This is a genomic window from Streptomyces auratus (assembly GCF_050433025.1).
Classification (GTDB): Bacteria; Actinomycetota; Actinomycetes; order Streptomycetales; family Streptomycetaceae; genus Streptomyces; species Streptomyces sioyaensis.
Map to the genome: position 1 here is coordinate 544,061 of NZ_JBNGCB010000003.1, position 17,614 is coordinate 561,674.

Here is a 17,614-nt window from a genome sequence, read left to right on the forward strand (position 1 = left end):
CTGTCGGGCCGCTCAGTCGTCGGAGGGTCGCCGCTCCAGCGTGCTGGTGACGTTCACAAAGCCCTGCCGGGCGGCGGCCAACTCGCCGTCCCGGACGACCTGATAGGTCACCGTCCCGTTCACGATGCGCGGGAAGTCCTGGACGGCGAGCATGTCCTCGTCGCGCCAGCGCAGCTTGGGGGTCAGCCCGCCGGTGTCGACGGCGCGGTCCCCGCGGTCCAGCGCCTTCTGCAGGGCGTGCGAGGTGATGTCCTCGGTGCCCTGGTCGTCGAGCTGCTCGACGAGCGAGCGCAGCACGGTGTAGGCGATCCAGGTGGTCTGGACGCCCTGGTCGGCCGGGTCGATGCGGTTGTCGTCGAAGGCGAAGTCGGTGATGACCTTGCGCATCGGATCCCAGCGGTGATCACTGGCGACCGGGTACCAGCCGGTGATGTCCGCGCCCTCCAGCGGCCCGCCCGAACCGCCCGTACGGTTCACCAGCGACTGGCCGACGCTGCCGAGGACGGAGGCGACCCGCACCCGGAGGCTGTCCTCCTGGAGGCGCCGGAACGAGTCGAAGAACGCGTCGGTGTGGTCGCCGAGCGAGGCGCTCACGCATGCGCCGTCCGCCTTGCCGCCGGCCTTGGGCGAGCCGTAGACGGCCGGGTCGGCGTGCACCCCGTCCAGCGCGCGGTTCACCTCGGACGAGTAGTCGGTCCCGTCCTCGGGCGCCTTGATGTCCTTGGCCGGGTGCCGATGGCCGCTCGTCAGGCCGGAGTTGAGCAGCGAGGGCATCTGGTCGCCCTGGATGGTGTCCGGGCGGACCAGCGCGACGCGCTTGCAGTCGCCGGCCAGCTGGCGGCCGTTCCCGGCGAGCAGGGACGCCTGGCCCCCGTTGACGGGGTAGGACAGCGGGCTCTCGAACTCCTCGTCCGAGGCCCCGTAGCCGCCGATGAAGGGGACTCCCTTGACCTCCAGCGGCGACATGAACGAGCGGCCGAACTGGCTGTACGAGCCGACGACGGCGACCGCACCCTCGTCCACCGCACGCTGCGCGCACTGCGCGGCGTACACCGAGTCGTTGCGCTCGTTGCAGGTCAGCACGCGCAGACGGTGGCCCCGGATGCCGCCGCGGGAGTTGACCCAGCGGGCGTAGGCCTGCGCCATGGCCGGCATACCCGGCATATTGGTCGCCTTGGTGTCCTCGGGGGCCCAGGTCATCACCGTGATCGGGTCCTTCTCCCCGGAATCCGCTCCTGGGAGCGAGCCGCAGCCCGAGAGCAGGGATGCTATGACCGCCGTGCAAGCCGCCGCCGAAGCGATCGGGACCACACGCGCACGGGAAGAGGGGCGGGGGGTAAGGCATCGCCGTCCGGTCATAACACGGCAGCCTTCCGTCCTGCCCGGAACGGGCGAGTGACGATAAGGCACGGGATGGTGACGCTGAGGTGAACTCCAGGGGGCTGCTTGAGATCACCGGACCGGAACGTACGATCCAATACTGTGCAAGGTTCGGAGAAGTCTTCCCGTCGTGGCCGTCGCTCCCCCACCATGGGCGGCATGCCGCTCAACGACATGCCGTGGTGGCGCTGGCGCAGCAATGTGCGCTCCGCGCTGCACATGCTCTCCGACCCCGCCTTCCAGCAGGAGGCCTGGCTCGCCGGCCGGCCCGGCTACGGCGATGTCACCGATGCCGTCTACCGGCTCGTCGAGGACACCTGGCTGGACAACTGGTCCGCCGAGAAGTACGTGGGCACGATCTTCCGGGACAGCCAGGAGGCCCAGCTCGTCGACGCCGCCGTGCTGCGGGTGCTGCGGCTCATGCACCAGGTCGGCGCGGACGCTCCGGTCGCCGCGTACATGGAGCACCAGGGCTGGCCGGAGGCCGTCCACGCAGCCCGGGAGGCCCACGTGCAGCTGGCGACCGCGGACGGCGAGGACCCCGATGCGGTGCCCCGCTCGCTGGAGGTGCTGGCCATCATGACCGGTCAGGCGGACGCCCCGGCCTGACCCGCTCCGCGGGTGTGCGACCCTATGAGGTCATGAACGAGTCGCAGCCCACCCAGCCCGGTCCGCACGATCGGAACGATCAGTACGTCCTCACCCTGTCCTGCCCGGACAAGCAGGGGATCGTGCACGCCGTGTCCAGCTACCTCTTCATCACCGGCTGCAACATCGAGGACAGCCAGCAGTTCGGCGACCGGGACACCGGGCTGTTCTTCATGCGGGTCCACTTCAGCGCGGACACCTCGGTGAGCGTCGACAAGCTGCGGGCCAGCTTCGCGGCGGTGGGCGACTCCTTCGGCATGGACTGGCAGATCCACCGGGCCGACGAGAAGATGCGGATCATCCTGATGGTGTCCAAGTTCGGACACTGCCTCAACGACCTGCTCTTCCGCTCCCGGATCGGTGCGCTGCCGGTCGAGATCGCGGCCGTGGTCTCCAACCACACGGACTTCGCCGAGCTGGTCGGCTCGTACAACATCCCCTTCCACCACATTCCGGTCACCCGCGACACCAAGGCCGAGGCCGAGGCGCGGCTGCTGGAGCTGGTCGAGGCCGAGCAGGTCGAGCTGGTGGTCCTGGCCCGCTATATGCAGGTGCTCTCCGACGATCTGTGCAAGGCGCTGTCCGGCCGGATCATCAACATCCACCACTCCTTCCTCCCGAGCTTCAAGGGCGCCAAGCCGTACCACCAGGCCCACGCCCGCGGCGTCAAGCTCATCGGGGCCACCGCGCACTACGTCACCGCGGACCTCGACGAGGGCCCGATCATCGAGCAGGAGGTCGAGCGGGTCGGCCACGAGGTCACCCCGGACCAGCTCGTGGCGATCGGCCGGGACGTCGAGTGCCAGGCGCTGGCCCGCGCCGTGAAGTGGCACAGCGAGCGCCGGGTGCTGCTCAACGGCAGCCGGACGGTCGTCTTCGCGTAACGGCTCGTCGCCGCGTGACGGCCGGAATACCTTCAACGGCCGGAATGCCTTCCGCACTGTCCACGGCCGGAACGCCCTCCGCACCGCTCACGTCCGGAATACCTTCCGCACCGCTCACGTTGTGGCCCCGAGGGGGCGCTCGGACCCCCTACGGGACATGTTCGACCGCCCCCTACTGGCGATCTCTAGAGCCGGGAGAGCGACGCCGTCGCGAAGAGGACGTCGCGGATCGCGTGGCGTTCGCCGTGCTGGCCCGCGGCGGCCTCCTCGGGGGAGATGTGGCCGGCGGCCAGCTGGCAGAACTCGGCGCTGTCCAGGGCGATGTGGGCGACGGTGTGCTCGGGGGTGCCCAGGGCGGCCGGTGAGTCCAGCGGTATGTACCAGTGGCCGCCGCCGTTGCCCTCGACCTCCAGATGAAGGGTGCGGCCCGGGGCGCCCGCCTCGACCAGCCGCTGCGGTGGCGCGGCGAGCCCGGCCCGTCTGCGGTCGGCCAGCGCGCTGGGCAGCAGCCGCGCGGCGAGGTCGACCAGCTGGTGGAGGTGCGCGGCGGCCGGCGGCTCGTACGGATAGTCCACCGCCTCGGCGATGTCGCCGGCGTGCACCCAGCACTCGAAGGCGCGGTCCAGGAACGAGTCGCGCAGCGGGAGCCGGAAGTCGCCGTAGGGAACGGCGAGTTCGGCGACCTTGGTGCCGGCGAACGACACCTGGCGGATCAGCGCGCTGCTCTGGTCGCGCCACGGGGTGTGGGTGGCGAGCGGGCTCTGCTTCTCGTCCGCAGCCCGCCAGAACGTCTCCGTACGGACGAGGGGATCCGGGGCGCCCGGCGGGGCGGCGGTGCCGAGCGGGTCGGTCAGCCCGAGGGCCGTCGCGACCAGGCCGTCCACCGCCATCAGATGTCCCATGACACCGGCGACGGTGGTCTCCCGCTCGACCGGGCGCTCACCCTCGAACCAGCGCAGCCGCACCGGGGCGCGCCACTCCGCCGCGCCCATGTCCCGCAGTAGCGCGTCCAGCTTGGCGGTCTCCGCGTCGTACGGCGTCGCCCACTCGGGCACCGGGATACGGGCCGGGCGACGGCCCAGGCAGCCCTCCAGCACACGGGAGCGCAGCAGCGGATCGAGATCGAGGCTGTCGGCGGGGTGCAGCAGCCCGACGGCCTCGCGCAGCCGCAGCGCTTCGTCCGCGCAGGAGGCGCAGTCGGTCAGATGCGCCTCGACGGCGGCCGTCTCCTCGGCGGAGCAGGCCGCCAGCGCCCAGGCGCCGAGCAGCGACTTGAGGATCCGGTGTGGTGGGGCGGCGGCCGGCGCCGGAAGGATCACGGGTGCGATGGGTGGCACGGGCGGCTCGGTCCCGTCGAGGCCGTCCGGCTCGGCGACGGGCAGCGGCGGGGCGTCCGGGAGCGGGCCGCGGTCCTCGGCGGCTGCGCGGGGTGACGGTATCCGCGGCCGTTCGCCGGGGCTGCCGGGCAGTTCGCGGCCGTCCCACTCGTCCGGGCCGTTCACAGTGACCGTCCGTGGCCCGGGCCGGGCGGTGCGGAGGCCCCCGGGCCGGTGTACGGGGAGTGCGGCGGGCGCGGGCCGTGGGGAGCGTGCGGGGTGCGGGCGGTGGGGGCCGGGGGCGCGGCGCGGTGGGCCGGTGGCAGGGCCTGGTGGTTGCGGGCGGTGGACAGCAGCTGCAACCCCAGACGGAGCCGGCGCCGGGCCTCGTCCTCCGTGACGCCCAGGTCGGCGGCGGTCTGGCGGTAGTCCCGGCGCTGGAAGTACGCCAGCTCCAGGGCGGCCCGCAGGGGCGCGGGCATGGACGTGACGATGTAGTCGGCGCGGGCGGCGGTGGAGGCCTCGTGAATCTTCTGCTCTATCTCGGCGGGTTCGGGGGCCTCGGCTCCGCCGTCGCGCGCCGAGGCGGCCTCGGTCTGGCGCAGCCGCTGGACGGCCTGATGGCGGGTGACCGCGGCGACCCAGGAACGCAGGGTGCCCTGCTTGGGGTCGTAGGAATCCGGGTGCTCCCAGACATAGGCGAACACTTCGCGGGTGACGCGGTCGGCGGCGTCCTCGTCGTCCAGGACGCGGTGGGCGAGGCTGTGTACGAGAGAGGCGAAGCGGTCGTAGACCTCGCCGAGCGCAGCGGCTTCGCCGTGGGTGAGCCGCTGTTGCATCCGCCTGTCCCAACGCGGTGACGCGTCGTGTCCCATCGGGTCCTCATCCCTGCCCGCCGCCTCCGGGCTCACACCTCAGCCGTCACACCTGCACCCGCTCCGGACCTGTGTGCACCTCACAGGTCCGCCGTGCCCTCGAATGTAATGCGCGGGTCCGACAACGCACGCTCCTTTGCGGCAAACCGAGCCCGGGGTGGGACGGGAATGGTAAGAGCCGGATGCCGGATGCCCTCGCTTTGTGGCGCTACCTCCTGATGCTTGCGCCGATACCGCCTGATGCTTTGTGGCGATACTGCCCGATCGAAGCGGATCGATGCGGATCGTTCTTGTCCGCTCAGAGGTATGTGTTATCCGTGTGTGACCGGATGTCGGCGAAAGGCAGGGGGCGCCTGGGCATAGCCTTGGGCGGGACGGCCCGTTGCGCCAAGGGTTCCCAGGTGTTTCAGGGGAGAGAGGCCGGGCAGTCGAGGCGGGGAAGGGTGAGTTCCGGACACCACCGGGATCATCCGGTACGAAAGCGAGCGAAAGGCTTCGAGCGCGTGTCGTTGAAGGTGGCAGAAGACGAAAAGGGCCCCTGGGCCGTACTGCAGGTCTCCGGTGAGATGGACCTGGTCACGTCGCCTGCGGTGCGCCAGCATGTGCACGACGCGGTGGCCGACGGCCGGCGCTCCCTCGTGCTCGATCTCTCCGAGGTGAGATTCTGCGATTCCAGCGGCGTCGGGGTGCTGATCGCCGCCCGCCGGCTGATGCGCTCCTGTCAGGGGCGGCTGCGGCTGATCCTCCCGGCGCAGGGCGCCACGGACGGGTCGCACGTCAACCGGGTGCTGGCCGCACTCGGCGTCCGCCGGCTCTTCGAGGTCTACCCGGACCTGCTCACCGCCGTCGACGAGGCGGCCGCACCGCTCACCGCCTGACGCGCTCCCGACTGACGCGGACCGCCGCCCGAGGCGGATCGCCACCGGAAGCGGATCGCCACCTGAAGCGCGGGCCTCGACCCACCGGCCCGTCCTCACCCGCCCTCGCCCTCACCCGGCCCCGTACTCACCCGGATCGGAACCCACCCGCCCGTACGGCAGCTCCGCCCGTACGACGAAGCCGCCGTCGGAGGTGCGCCGCGCCTCCAGCGTTCCGCCGAGGCTCTGGGCGCGCTCGCGCAGCCCGACCAGCCCGTGTCCGCCGCCGGGCAGCGCAGGGACCGATGCCGTCGCATCCGGCGGCCCGTTGCGGATCTCCACCCGCAACCCGTGCCCCGCACGGCTCTCCCCGGCGCCATCGGACCTGCCTGCGCCCTCTCCCTCCCCCTGCACCGCGTCGTCCAGCGGATCCACGCGTATCCGGACCCGCGCCCCCGGCGCATGTTTGCGGATGTTGGTGAGCGCCTCCTGGACCGTACGGAAGGCCGCCCGCTCCACCGTCTTCGCACCCTTCGCACCGGCCACCACGCCGCCCTCGTACGTCACATCCAGCGCGCTCATCTCGATCAGCCGCGGCAGCTCCTCCAGATCGGGCTGCGGCGCGAGATCCTGCGCCGCCCCGGCGTCGCCGCCGTCCGCCCGTAGTACACCCACCATGTGCCGCAGCTCCTCCAGCGTCCGCACGGACAGCTCCCGGATCGTCCGGGCCCCGGCGCGCGCCGCCGCGTCCTCCGTGCTGACCTGCACCGCCCCCGCCTGCAGGCTGATCAGGCTGACCTGGTGGGCCACCACGTCGTGCATCTCCCGGGCGAGCCGGGCGCGTTCGGTGGACTTGACCCGGTCCGCGAGCAGCCGGTCCTCGCGGCGCAGACTCCGGGTCAGATCCTCGACGCGGGAGGCGAGTTCCCGCCGGGTGCGCATCAGCAGGCCCAGGGCGATCGGCGCGGCCGAGGTGACGGTGGCGTCGATCAGCACCAGGGTGTTCTCGCGGTAGTCGGTGAGTTCGAAGTCGGAGATCGGATACGGGAAGAAGTGCGCGGCGATCAGCAGCACCGCACAGATACCCAGCCGCGCCCGGCCGGGCCGGCGGGCGGCCAGGGTGTAGAGCCCGATCATCGGCGCGAACCAGATGTAGCCGATGTAGAGGCCGGGAAGGGTGAGGAGGAAGACCAGCAGGGGGAAGCGCCGGCGCAGCAGCAGCACCACCGCGGCACCGACCGAGACGCCCAGCTCCAGGCCTATTCCGACGCCGTTGACCAGCATCGCGTCGGCGATCGCGAGCAGCACCGGGACCGTCACCGGCGTGATCCGGCGCAGCAGCCGTCCCGGGGCCCCGTGCGCCGCCGCCCGCCACCCGGCCGCCAGTGGCCCGGCGGGCCCCCGAGGGCGCTCCCGCCCCCCGATGTCGCTCACCACGACCCTCGCGGAGCGCCGGTCACCAGGCCCGCGCGGTCGGCGACGATGGCCGCCTGGACGCGGTTGATGCCGCCCAATTTGCCCAGCAGGGCGCGCACATGGTCCTTGACCGTGCTGGGGGCCAGCCCCATCCGGTCGGCTATCTGGGCGTTGCCCAGGCCCTCGCCGAGCAGGGCGAGCACCTCCGACTCCCGCGGCGTCAGCCCGCGGACCGCCCGTGCCGCGGCGTTCTGGTCCTCGGCGGTCAGATAGCCGCCGATCACCGCACGCGTCACCCCCGGGTCCAGCACACTGCCGCCGTCCGCCAGCGTCCGTACGGCGCGCACGAGTTGCTCCGGGTCGGAGTCCTTGAGCAGGAACCCGGCCGCGCCCTCGCGCAGCGCCGCGGTCAGGTACTCCTGGGCGTCGAAGGTGGTCAGCATCGCCACCGCGGGCGGCTCGGGGGCGGCGCGCAGCCGGCGCAGCACGGTCAGCCCGTCCACGTCCGGCATCCGGATGTCGAGCAGCACGACCTCGGCCGCGCACCCCAGCACGGTCTCCACGGCCTCTGCCCCACTACAGTCCGCGACCATCTCGATGTCCGGGGCGGTCCCCAGGATCATCCGCAGTCCGGATCTGACCAGCCGCTCGTCGTCCACCACAGCGACACGGATCACCGGCCGCCCCTTTCTCCTACGCACCCGTTCCGAGCCCGCGGAACCGCCCGGCGCTGCGCGACTCCGTCCCCTGCCGTACGGGCCCGCCCTGCGACGGACCCGCACCCCCGCCGAGCGGCGGGGGTCAGCCCGCGACCTCTGGAGGATGCCCCGGGGCGGGCCCCGTTGGCAGAGTGGTCCTTATGCTGCACCACTGAAGAGGCCACAAGCCCAGGACGCGTTGCAGTTCACATCGGCGGCCGCCGCGACCCCCACACGCGACGGCCGTCTTTGGTTGTGCGGGGGCGGTCCGGAGGGGGATCTCCCCCGCACAACCAGGGCGTTTGCCGCCGCTCTACGCAGACGGGGCATCCTTCGCCCCAGGCGCGCGCCCCCGACTCCCCGCGACCCGTCACGCATCCCCGAGCGCGGTGGTGAGCCGCACCGCCAGAGACCGCAACTCCCGTGCGCCCGCCCCTGGTCCGTGCCCGCCATGCCGGAGCCGGCGCCCCTACACCCCGCCGTTGCGCCCCACCGCCGGTGTCCGGAAGCCCTCCGCCCGCACCCCGGCGTACGGTCCGAACCCGCGCCCGGTGGACAGGACGACCACGGAGGTCATGGCCGCCAGGCCGTATGCCGTCGTGGCCATGGACAGTGCGCCCGCGGGCGTCTCGACGGACTGGTTGAAGAAGTCCGTGACGGTCAGCCAGACCACGGTGCGCACGGTCAGATACAGCTCCATCGCGGCGAAGACCAGGAGTGCGCCGCGGACTTCCCGCCGCCCGCGGAAGGCCAGTACGCCCAGGACCAGCAGGACGAGCACCGACCCCAGGGTGGTGAACTCGGCGGACGCCGTCATGTCGAGGGTGCCCAGCACCGAGCCGTCGACCGCATCGCGCAGATAGCGCAGCGCGTCCGCCTCGGTGGCCGTCAGATCGGCCACCACCCAGCCGAGCCGGGCCAGGCCCATCAGCAGGAACAGCACGCCGCAGATCCGCGACGCGCGGCGCCGGTCGGCCTCCGGGGCGGGCGCGCTCCGGCCGGCGCGCCACCGCTCGCTCGCCGGGAACATCACGCACAGCACGACCAGCGCCACCACCAGCCCCAGGCCGCGGGTGGCCAGCGCCCAGCTGCCCAGCGGGTCGTTGCTGTACTCATGGCGGTAGGCGGCGTGGCACAGGCCCACGCCCTCCCGCAACGAGGCGGCGAGCAGCAGGAAGCCCGACAGCAGGGCGGCGGAGCGGGCCAGCCGCCGCTGCGCCAGCGCCAGCCCCGCGATCACCAGGAACGCGGCGGTGAAGGCCCATTCGTACGGGCCGAGCAGCGAGGGCGCGGCGGCGGAAGCCGGATTGAACAGGCCCTCGATGAAGTCCCAGGCGCTGCCGTCGCCTTGGACGATGCCGCAGACCGTCCAGGCGAGCAGCGCGCCCGCGTAGAGGGCCAGGCACAGACCGGTCAGGAGATAGGCGTCGCGGTGCTCCGGAGCGGCCCGGCCCGGGTCGGGGCCAGGGCGGACGTCCACCGTTCCTCCGTCCTGCATCACCATGACCGACCCCCGCTCCGCCTCTCGCAGCTGTCGCACCGGCAGTTCCCGTACGACAGCCTCACTGTGTCAAGGACGGCGGGAGAGCCGGTGGAGGTTCCACCCCGTGTGTCGGGTGGTTCCCCTGTCGCATGATCAGCGCACCTGGCGGGCGGTGGCCGCGATGTAGTCGCGGATGCCCTGGCGGGTGGTGGTCCGCAGCGCGGTGAGGGTCTCGCGGTCCTCGGCCCAGTGCAGCTCGGTCACCGCCGACATCACCTCCTCGCTGCGGCCGAGTATCTCCGGGTCCTCGGTCACCATCTGCGCCCGGAACATGGCCTCTTGGGCCGCATAGCGGTTCTTGTAGATCTCCTCGCGCAGCTCCGGGGTGTCCTCGGCGCAGCGCTCGCCCTCGTGCAGCACGAACCAGCGGTGGACCAGAGCCCGCCGGTATTCCAGCAGCGCGCCCGCGTAGGCGCAGTACGCATCGATCCGCTCCTGCCGCAGCCGCTCGGCGCGGGCGAACCGCTCGCTGCGGTCGGTCGCCCGGCTCTGGAAGAAATGGGTGATGCCGGAACCCAGCAGGGTGCCGACGACGGCCACCACGCTTGCCACAACTGCCTCCATGGCGGCAGTTGATCACAGCGGGCCGGGACGGCGGCAGGGTGTGCGCGACCATGGCCGGTCCGTGCGGCGTGACCCCTGGCGGCCGGGAGGTGGTGCGGCAAGATGGGGCCATGGGGATCGTCTCCGGCGAGGGCAGACTGATCGGCGGCCGCTACCGGCTGGAGGTCCGGCTGGGCCGGGGCGGCATGGGGACCGTCTGGCGTGCCCAGGACGAGCTGTTGGGCCGCCGAGTCGCCGTCAAGGAACTGCACGTGGGGGCGGGCCCGGACGCGCCCGAGGCGCGGGTGCAGCGCGGACGGGCGATACGGGAGGCGCGGACCGTCGCGCGGATCAAGCACCCCAATGTGATCGTCGTGCACGATGTCGTCGAGCAGGACGGCCGGCCGTGGATCGTGATGGAGCTGGTCGAGGGGCCGTCGCTGGCCGACCGGCTGCAGAGCGGGGGGCCTCTCGCGCCCCGCGAGGCGGCCCGGATCGGCGTCGCGCTGCTGGGCGCGCTGCGGGCCGCGCACACCCGCGGGGTGCTGCACCGCGACCTCAAGCCCGCCAACGTGCTGATGGAGCCGGGCACCGGCCGGGTCGTGCTCACCGACTTCGGCGTCGCCCAGGTCTCCGGCGTCACGACGCTGACCGATACCGGCGGCTTCGTCGGTTCGCCGGAGTACACCGCGCCGGAGCGGATGGCCGGCCGCGGCACGGGCCCCGAGGCCGACCTCTGGTCGTTGGGGGCGCTGCTGTGTGCCGCGCTCAGCGGCGCCTCCCCGTTCCGTCGCGACTCGCTGGGCGCCGTGCTGCAGGCCGTCGTGTACGAGGAGATCGAACTCCCCGAAGCCGCCCGCCCGTTACGTGCCGTCGTCGACGGCCTCCTGGAGCGCGATCCGGCGCGCCGGCTGGGCGTCGCCGAGACGGAGCGGCTGCTGCGCGGCTATCTGCGGTCGGGGCGCGCCCCCGAGCGTGGTCACGGGGGACCCGGGCCCGGCCGCGCCCCCGATCGTGGTGCGGGCGGGCCCGGCCGCGGTCATGGCCATGGCGCCGGCCGCGCCGCCGAGGCCGTGGCGGACGCGCGGGGGCCGGCGGGTCCCGGCGGGTCGCGCGCCGGTGGTCCGAAGGCCCCGTACGATCCCGGCGCCGATGCTCATGCCGCCCTGCACGACGGGGCCGACGGCGGCGTTCCCGGTGAACACCCGCCCAGCGAGGACCCGTTGGCGGCCGGGGCGGGGCCCGCCGCCCCGGCCGCCCCGGGTCCTGCCCCCGCCACGGGCGGCGCCGGGCGCACCGGCGGCCGGGCCCCGGGCGCTCCGGTCCGGGCGGCGGCGTTCGACGACCGGGCGCTGGCCGCGGCCGCCCGCCCGCACACCGGTCGTACCCGCACCGCCCTGCTGGTCGCGCTGGCGGCGGTGGTGATCGGCGGTACGGGCGCGGGCCTGGCCGTGCTGCTGACGCACCGGAGCGGGACCGACGACGGCACCGGCCGGCCCGGCCGTTCCCCGCAGACCGCGGGCCCGGGGCCGACGCGGAGCCCCGGCGGTGCGACGCCCACCGTCACGGTCACCGCACCGCCTTCGCCGGCCCCCGCCGGCACGCTCCCGGCCGGCTACCGGCTCGTCCGCGACCCGGCAGGCTTCGTGATCGCCGTACCGTCCGGCTTCCACCGCACTTACGAGCACGACCGGGTCTACTACTCCTCCAGGGGCCGACGTTTCCGGATCGGCGTCCAGCTGCAAAAGCAGGTGCCCCAGGGGCCGCTGGGCGCGATGCGGACGGCGGACGCGCGGGGCCCTGCCGAATACCCCGGCTACCGAGGGGGCCGCGTCACCGAGACCACCCACAACGGACTGCGGGCCGGGCTCTGGGAGTTCGTCTGGGACGGCGGTGCGCACGACGGCGGCCCCCGGTACACCTATGACCTCAGCTGGGACGAGGGCGGCCGGATGATCGACGTGTGGATCTCCGCCCCGCTGGGCTCGCGCGGCGAGGCCAGACGCCACCTCGACACCGCGCTCGACACCCTCCGGCTGCCGGGGGCGTGAGCCGGGGCTGCCGGTCGTCCCAGACCAGCGCCCTTGCGGCCAGCAGGCGCTGGCGCGATGGTGCGTGCGCCGTGAAAACTCATTACTCCCGGGTACACAAAGCGCCCGGTGAGGCATACCCTCGCCGACATGACGGACTCGCAGGACACCGGAACATCCCCCGCTCTCGGCTCCGCTCGAACGGGCGGTGCCCCCACCTCCGCCGCCGAGGCCCCCGACGACGCTCCCGCAACCACCGCGCCCGCGGAGGCGGCCCCCGCGCCCGCCGAGGCCGCCACCGCCGAGGCCGCCCCGGCACCCGCCGACGGCAACCCGGTCGCCCCCACCCCGGCGGGCGCCCGTACCGCGGCCGACGTGGTCACCCCGGAGCTCGCCGCGCGGCTCACCCGCGGTGTCGTCGGCACCGGCCGTACCGCCAACCACACCCCGTTCACCGGGGAGAAGCTGGCCGACCTGCCCGAGTCCACCCCCGAGGACGTCGCGACCGCCTTCGAGCGGGCCCGCGCCGCCCAGGAGATCTGGGCCAAGGTCCCGGTCCGGCAGCGTGCGGCGGTCCTGCTCCGCTTCCACGACCTGGTGCTCAGCCGCCAGGCCGAGGTGCTCGACCTGATCCAGCTGGAGACCGGCAAGGCGCGGCTGCACGCCCATGAGGAGGTGCTGTCGGTCGCGGTCACCGCCCGCCACTACGGCCGCAAGGCCCCCGCCTACCTCCGGCCCAAGGCGCACACCGGCGTCGTACCGACCCTCACCAAGGTCACCGAACTCCGCCAGCCCCGGGGCGTCATCGGTCAGATAGCCCCCTGGAACTACCCCTTCGAGCTGTCCGTCGGCGATGCCCTGCCGGCCTTCGTCGCGGGCAACGCCGTCGTCATGAAGCCCGACACGGAGACCGCGCTGACCGCGCTGTGGGCCCGTGAGCAGCTCATCGAGGCCGGGCTGCCGGAGGGGCTGTGGCAGGTCGTGATCGGCGAGGGCCCGGTCGTCGGCCCCGCCGTCGTGGAGCACGCCGACTACGTCTCCTTCACCGGCTCGACCCGTACGGGCCGCGAGGTCGCCCAGGGCGCCGCCGCCCGGCTGGTCGGCGTCAGCCTCGAACTCGGCGGCAAGAACGCGATGGTGGTCCTCGCGGACGCCGATGTGGAGAAGGCCGCCGCCGGCGCCGTCCGCGGCTGCTTCTCCTCCGCCGGCCAGCTGTGCATCTCCATCGAGCGGCTGTACGTCCACGAGTCCCTCGCCGACGACTTCGTCCGGCGGTTCGTCGCCCGGACGAAGGCGATGCGGCTGGGCAACGCCCTCGCCTACGGCGCCGACATGGGCTCACTGGTCGGCGAGCGCCAGCTGGAGACCGTCACCCGCCATGTCGAGGAGGCCGTCGCCAAGGGCGCCGAGCTGCTCGCCGGCGGCCGCCCCCGCCCCGACATCGGCCCGCTCTTCTACGAGCCCACCATCCTCGACGGCGTCCAGGCCCCGATGGCCGTCTGCGGCGAGGAGACCTTCGGTCCGGTCGTCTCGATCTACCGCTTCCGCGACGAGGACGAGGCGGTGGCGCTCGCCAACGCCACGCCGTACGGCCTGAATTCCAGCGTCTGGACCAAGGACGGCCGCCGCGGCCGCGCCCTCGCCGCCCGGCTGCGGACCGGCACGGTCAACGTCAACGAGTCCTACGCCGCCGGCTACGGCAGCGTGCAGTCGCCGATGGGCGGCATGGGGGACTCGGGCCTGGGCCGCCGGCACGGCTCCGAGGGCATCCTCAAGTACACCGAGGCACAGACCGTCGCCCAGCAGCGGCTGATGCCGATCGCTCCGTCCTTCGGGCTGACCGATGAGCGGTACGCACAGCTGATGACCCGCAGCCTGCGCGCGATGAAGGCGTTCCGCCTGCGCTGAGGCCGCCCGCGGCAGGTCAGCCGGCCCCGCCGCTCCGCCAGAACCAGCAGGGAGAGCCAGTGCCCCAGGAGAACTCTGCCCGCCCCCAGGACCCGGACGGCGCCGGGACGGACGGCTACGACTACGACGTGCTCGTCATCGGCTCCGGCTTCGGCGGCGCGGTCTCCGCCCTGCGGTTGACCGAGAAGGGCTACCGGGTCGGCGTCCTCGAAGCCGGCCGCCGCTTCACCCGGCAGACGCTGCCGAAGAACTCCTGGGACCTGCGCAACTATCTGTGGGCCCCGGCGCTCGGCTGCTACGGCATCCAGCGCATCCACCTCCTGGGCAACGTCATGGTCCTGGCGGGCGCCGGCGTCGGTGGCGGCTCGCTCAACTACGCCAACACCCTCTACGTCCCGCCGAAGCCGTTCTTCGACGACCCGCAGTGGAAGGACATCACCGACTGGCAGGAGGAGTTGGCGCCGTACTACGACCAGGCACAGCGGATGCTGGGCGTGCGGCTCAACCCGACGATGACGCCCTCCGACGTCCATCTGAAGGCGGCGGCACAGGCCATGGGCGTCGGCGACTCCTTCCACATGGCGCCGGTCGGCGTGTTCTTCGGGGACGGCGACGACGCGGACGGCAGCGCGCGGGGGAAGCCGGGGGCGGAGGTGCCCGACCCGTACTTCGGCGGCGCCGGCCCGGCCCGCAGCGCGTGCACCGAATGCGGGGAGTGCATGACGGGCTGCCGCCACGGCGCCAAGAACACCCTCAACGAGAACTACCTCCACCTCGCCGAACGGGCCGGTGCGGTCATCCACCCGATGACCTCCGTCGTCTCGCTGACCGAGGACTCCCGCGGCGGCTTCGCCGTCGGCACCCTCCCGACGGACAACAAGAAGAAGGGCGCGGGCCACACGTTCACCGCCCGCCGCGTCGTCCTCGCGGCCGGCACCTACGGCACGCAGACCCTGCTGCACCGGATGAAGGACAGCGGCCTGCTTCCGTACGTCTCCGGCCGGCTCGGCGCGCTGACCCGCACCAACTCCGAGGCCCTGGTCGGCGCGCAGACCGACAACCGCCGCTACCGCAAGCGGCACGGCGCGAAGGCCGACTTCACCCGGGGCGTGGCGATCACCTCGTCGATCCACCCCAACGAGAACACCCACATCGAGCCGGTCCGCTACGGCCGGGGCTCCAACGCGATGGGTGGCCTGACCATCCTCCAGGTGCCCTACCGCCCCGCCGGGCGGGTCGCCGGCTGGCTGGCGAACGTGGCCCGCCATCCGCTGCTGGCCGTGCGCTCGCTGTCCAACCGCCGCTGGTCGGAGCGGACCATCATCGGTCTGGTCATGCAGTCCCTCGACAACTCGCTGACCACGTACCGGAAACCGAAGGGACTCGGCAAGGGCCTGCTCACCGCGCGGCAGGGCCACGGCGCGCCCAACCCCGAGCAGATCCCCGAGGCCACCGAGGCGGCCACCCTGCTCGCCCAGGAGATCAACGGCTTCGCGGGCAGCAATGTCGGCGAGCTGATGGGGACCCCGCTGACCGCGCACTTCCTGGGCGGCTGCCCGATCGGTGCGGACGCCGACCAGGGCGTCATCGACCCGTACCACCGCCTCTACGGCCACCCGGGCATCTCGGTCGTCGACGGCGCCGCGGTCTCCGCCAACCTGGGCGTCAACCCGTCGCTGACCATCACCGCGCAGGCCGAGCGGGCGATGTCGCTGTGGCCCAACAAGGGCGAGCCGGACCCGCGCCCCGCCCAGGGCCACGGCTACCGGCGGCTGACACCGGTCGAGCCGGTCCGCCCGGCCGTCCCCGCGAAGGCCTTCGGCGCCTTGCACCTGCCACTCCTGGCCGTCCCGCCGGTACCGCCGAAGAAGACCAAGTCCGCCGGCTAGTACGCGGCTTCGGCCCACCCGGGCCGCACACCCGACCGTGACGAGGGGCCGCACCCGCTCCGGATGCGGCCCCCGCTCCACTGCGTCAGCCGTTACGCGGCGGCGCCACCGTCCGTCTTACGGCGGCGGACGGCGAAGACCGCGCCCGCGCCCACGACCATGGCGACCCCGCCCACGAGGGCGAGGGTGGGCAGCGCGGAGGACGCACCGGTCTCGGCGAGGTTGCCGGTCACCGCCAGCTTGTCCATGCCGGCCTTCGGCTTGGCGGTGCCGACCGGCTTCCCGCCGCCCTGCGGACCGGGCTTGTTGCCGGGCTTGCCGGGCTTGGCCGGCGGGATCTTGCCGGGGTTGCTGCCGGCGGTCAGGATCGTGAAGTCGTACCACTGCTCCTCGGACCAGCCGCAGGACCCGTCCTTGTTCTGGTAATCGCCCGCGACCAGCGCGAAGCCGTCACCGGCCGTGGCGCCCTTGTCGGCGCGGATGCGCATCTTGAGCTCGGCGGTCTGGTGCCCGTCGAGCTGGAACCAGCCGAAGTACTGGCCGTCGGTCCACTCGTCGAACGAGGTCCACTTGCCGGTGTCCGGGTTCTGGTACTCCAGGTCGAGCTGGGACTTGGGGTGGTCCATGTTCTCGGTCGGCACCGCGTAGATGACCGGGTAGACCTCGTCGAGCGTGTGGTCCGTGGTGTTGGCCAGGTGCACGCTGAAGCCCTTCCAGCCGCCGCCCGCAACGAGCTTGGAGGGCAGATGGTCGACGGTCACCTTGATCGCGGCGTCGTCGACCGTGCAGTCGGACTCGTCCCCGTCGTCGCCCGGCTCGGTGGGCTCGGCGGAGACGGAGGGCTTGGCCGGGCTGCCGGTCTTCGTGCCGTCGCCGGGGGTGGCCGGCGCGGACGGCTTGGCGCTGTCCCCGGTCTCCGCACCGGTCGTGGCGTCGTCGCCCGGAGTGGTGTCGCCCGGCGCGCTCGCGTCGCCGGCGCCCGGCGTCGCCGGCTGGGTGGTGGTGGCGCCGGACTGCTCGGCACCGGGGGTGCCCGGCGTCGGCTCGGCGCTCGCGCTGGACTCGGTCTCGGGACCGGTCGTCGCGAACGCGGCGGGGGCCGCCATCAGGGCGGCGGGCGCTATGACGGCCGTCGCGGCGGCGGCAGTCAGGGCACGGCGAAGCTTCATCAAGACCTCTCGGGGTCCAGCGTGCCGAAAGCCGGCACAAGTGAGGTGCGGGCCGTCGCGGTGGGGGCGCGGTATGGCCGTGCGATTGCAGGTACATGACCGGCCATGGCCGAAAAAGGTTGTTCGCTCAACCAGGATTGCCGCCGTGATGCCCGTCACATCCGTCACAGCTGTCTCACAGGCTTCTCAAGGGCAACTCACAGCCCAGGCCCGGCGGAGGCCGTGCGCCCGGCGCGCGCCCCCCATAGCGAAGGGCCCCGGATGCCGTCCGCGAGGGGGGTGCGGACGGCCACGGGGCCCTTGGCTTTCGGTGCCGGCGTCAGGGCAGCGCCGGCACCGATGGCGGCGCTGGGGGGGGGTAGCGCCGCTGGCTCTTTGGGGTGGTGCTCGATGATGCGGATCCCGGCGGTGGCCGGATCCATGGCGTGGCAGAGGTCCCTGCCGGAAGCGGAGTGTGG

13 protein-coding genes and 1 pseudogene are annotated in these 17,614 nt (G+C 73.0%); 6 read left to right on the top strand and 8 right to left on the bottom strand.

Annotated features, from left to right (window positions below):
* Positions 1-12 precede the first annotated feature (12 nt).
* Positions 13-1,200, bottom strand: a complete 1,188-nt coding sequence (locus BKA18_RS22065; protein ID WP_366044512.1) for an ABC transporter substrate-binding protein — start codon at positions 1,198-1,200, stop codon at positions 13-15.
* 330 nt (positions 1,201-1,530) lie between these two features.
* Between BKA18_RS22065 and BKA18_RS22070 the strand changes: the two genes are divergently transcribed.
* Positions 1,531-1,989: an SCO4402 family protein gene (locus BKA18_RS22070; protein ID WP_366044543.1), complete on the top strand. Its 459-nt coding sequence runs from the start codon at positions 1,531-1,533 to the stop codon at positions 1,987-1,989.
* A gap of 32 nt (positions 1,990-2,021) precedes the next feature.
* Positions 2,022-2,912: a formyltetrahydrofolate deformylase gene (gene purU, locus BKA18_RS22075; RefSeq protein ID WP_006603772.1), complete on the top strand. Its 891-nt coding sequence runs from the start codon at positions 2,022-2,024 to the stop codon at positions 2,910-2,912.
* Between the two features lie 185 nt (positions 2,913-3,097).
* On the opposite strand, the gene BKA18_RS22080 is transcribed toward purU, so the two are convergent.
* Together BKA18_RS22080 and BKA18_RS22085 are read right to left on the bottom strand one after the other, a co-directional pair.
* A complete protein-coding gene (locus BKA18_RS22080; RefSeq protein ID WP_366044511.1) occupies positions 3,098-4,414 on the bottom strand; it encodes a zf-HC2 domain-containing protein in 1,317 nt (438 codons plus the stop codon).
* Between the two features lie 113 nt (positions 4,415-4,527).
* A pseudogene (locus BKA18_RS22085) lies at positions 4,528-5,103 on the bottom strand (sigma-70 family RNA polymerase sigma factor); the annotation flags it as partial.
* 503 nt (positions 5,104-5,606) lie between these two features.
* Here BKA18_RS22085 and BKA18_RS22090 point away from each other — a divergent pair.
* Complete coding sequence (locus BKA18_RS22090; RefSeq protein WP_006603770.1) at positions 5,607-5,981, top strand: STAS domain-containing protein; 375 nt, start codon at positions 5,607-5,609, stop codon at positions 5,979-5,981.
* A 111-nt stretch (positions 5,982-6,092) separates the two neighbouring features.
* Here BKA18_RS22090 and BKA18_RS22095 read toward each other — a convergent pair whose 3' ends face one another.
* The 4 genes from BKA18_RS22095 to BKA18_RS22110 all read right to left on the bottom strand — a co-directional run bounded on the left by BKA18_RS22095 (position 6,093) and on the right by BKA18_RS22110 (position 10,181).
* Positions 6,093-7,394: a sensor histidine kinase gene (locus BKA18_RS22095; protein WP_429638518.1), complete on the bottom strand. Its 1,302-nt coding sequence runs from the start codon at positions 7,392-7,394 to the stop codon at positions 6,093-6,095.
* Positions 7,391-8,053 carry a response regulator gene (locus tag BKA18_RS22100; protein ID WP_366044509.1) on the bottom strand — a complete coding sequence of 221 codons (663 nt, stop codon included), beginning with the start codon at positions 8,051-8,053 and terminating at the stop codon, positions 7,391-7,393. Before BKA18_RS22100 ends, BKA18_RS22095 begins: the two co-directional genes overlap by 4 nt.
* 490 nt (positions 8,054-8,543) lie before the next feature.
* A complete protein-coding gene (locus BKA18_RS22105; RefSeq protein ID WP_366044508.1) occupies positions 8,544-9,614 on the bottom strand; it encodes a hypothetical protein in 1,071 nt (356 codons plus the stop codon).
* Positions 9,615-9,710: 96 nt separating this feature from the next.
* Positions 9,711-10,181, bottom strand: a complete 471-nt coding sequence (locus BKA18_RS22110; RefSeq protein ID WP_366044507.1) for a hypothetical protein — start codon at positions 10,179-10,181, stop codon at positions 9,711-9,713.
* Between the two features lie 110 nt (positions 10,182-10,291).
* Here BKA18_RS22110 and BKA18_RS22115 point away from each other — a divergent pair, with 110 nt between their 5' ends.
* The 3 genes from BKA18_RS22115 to BKA18_RS22125 all read left to right on the top strand — a co-directional run bounded on the left by BKA18_RS22115 (position 10,292) and on the right by BKA18_RS22125 (position 15,987).
* Positions 10,292-12,211 (top strand): serine/threonine-protein kinase, encoded by a 1,920-nt coding sequence (locus BKA18_RS22115; protein ID WP_366044505.1) that lies wholly within the window; start codon positions 10,292-10,294, stop codon positions 12,209-12,211.
* A gap of 129 nt (positions 12,212-12,340) precedes the next feature.
* Positions 12,341-14,098: a succinic semialdehyde dehydrogenase gene (locus BKA18_RS22120; protein WP_366044504.1), complete on the top strand. Its 1,758-nt coding sequence runs from the start codon at positions 12,341-12,343 to the stop codon at positions 14,096-14,098.
* Positions 14,099-14,157: 59 nt separating this feature from the next.
* On the top strand, positions 14,158-15,987 hold the full coding sequence (locus BKA18_RS22125) for a GMC oxidoreductase (RefSeq protein WP_366044503.1): 1,830 nt from the start codon (positions 14,158-14,160) through the stop codon (positions 15,985-15,987).
* Between the two features lie 92 nt (positions 15,988-16,079).
* Here the strand turns inward: BKA18_RS22125 and BKA18_RS22130 are convergent, their stop codons facing one another.
* Positions 16,080-17,156 (bottom strand): LAETG motif-containing sortase-dependent surface protein, encoded by a 1,077-nt coding sequence (locus BKA18_RS22130; protein WP_366044502.1) that lies wholly within the window; start codon positions 17,154-17,156, stop codon positions 16,080-16,082.
* Positions 17,157-17,614 lie beyond the last annotated feature (458 nt).

Coding starts and splice junctions, on each gene's coding strand:
- BKA18_RS22065 (WP_366044512.1), bottom strand. CDS start 1,200: ATGACCTGGGCCCCCGAGGACACCAAGGCGACCAATATGCCGGGTATG.
- BKA18_RS22070 (WP_366044543.1), top strand. CDS start 1,531: ATGGGCGGCATGCCGCTCAACGACATGCCGTGGTGGCGCTGGCGCAGC.
- purU (WP_006603772.1), top strand. CDS start 2,022: ATGAACGAGTCGCAGCCCACCCAGCCCGGTCCGCACGATCGGAACGAT.
- BKA18_RS22110 (WP_366044507.1), bottom strand. CDS start 10,181: ATGGAGGCAGTTGTGGCAAGCGTGGTGGCCGTCGTCGGCACCCTGCTG.
- BKA18_RS22115 (WP_366044505.1), top strand. CDS start 10,292: ATGGGGATCGTCTCCGGCGAGGGCAGACTGATCGGCGGCCGCTACCGG.
- BKA18_RS22120 (WP_366044504.1), top strand. CDS start 12,341: ATGACGGACTCGCAGGACACCGGAACATCCCCCGCTCTCGGCTCCGCT.
- BKA18_RS22130 (WP_366044502.1), bottom strand. CDS start 17,156: ATGAAGCTTCGCCGTGCCCTGACTGCCGCCGCCGCGACGGCCGTCATA.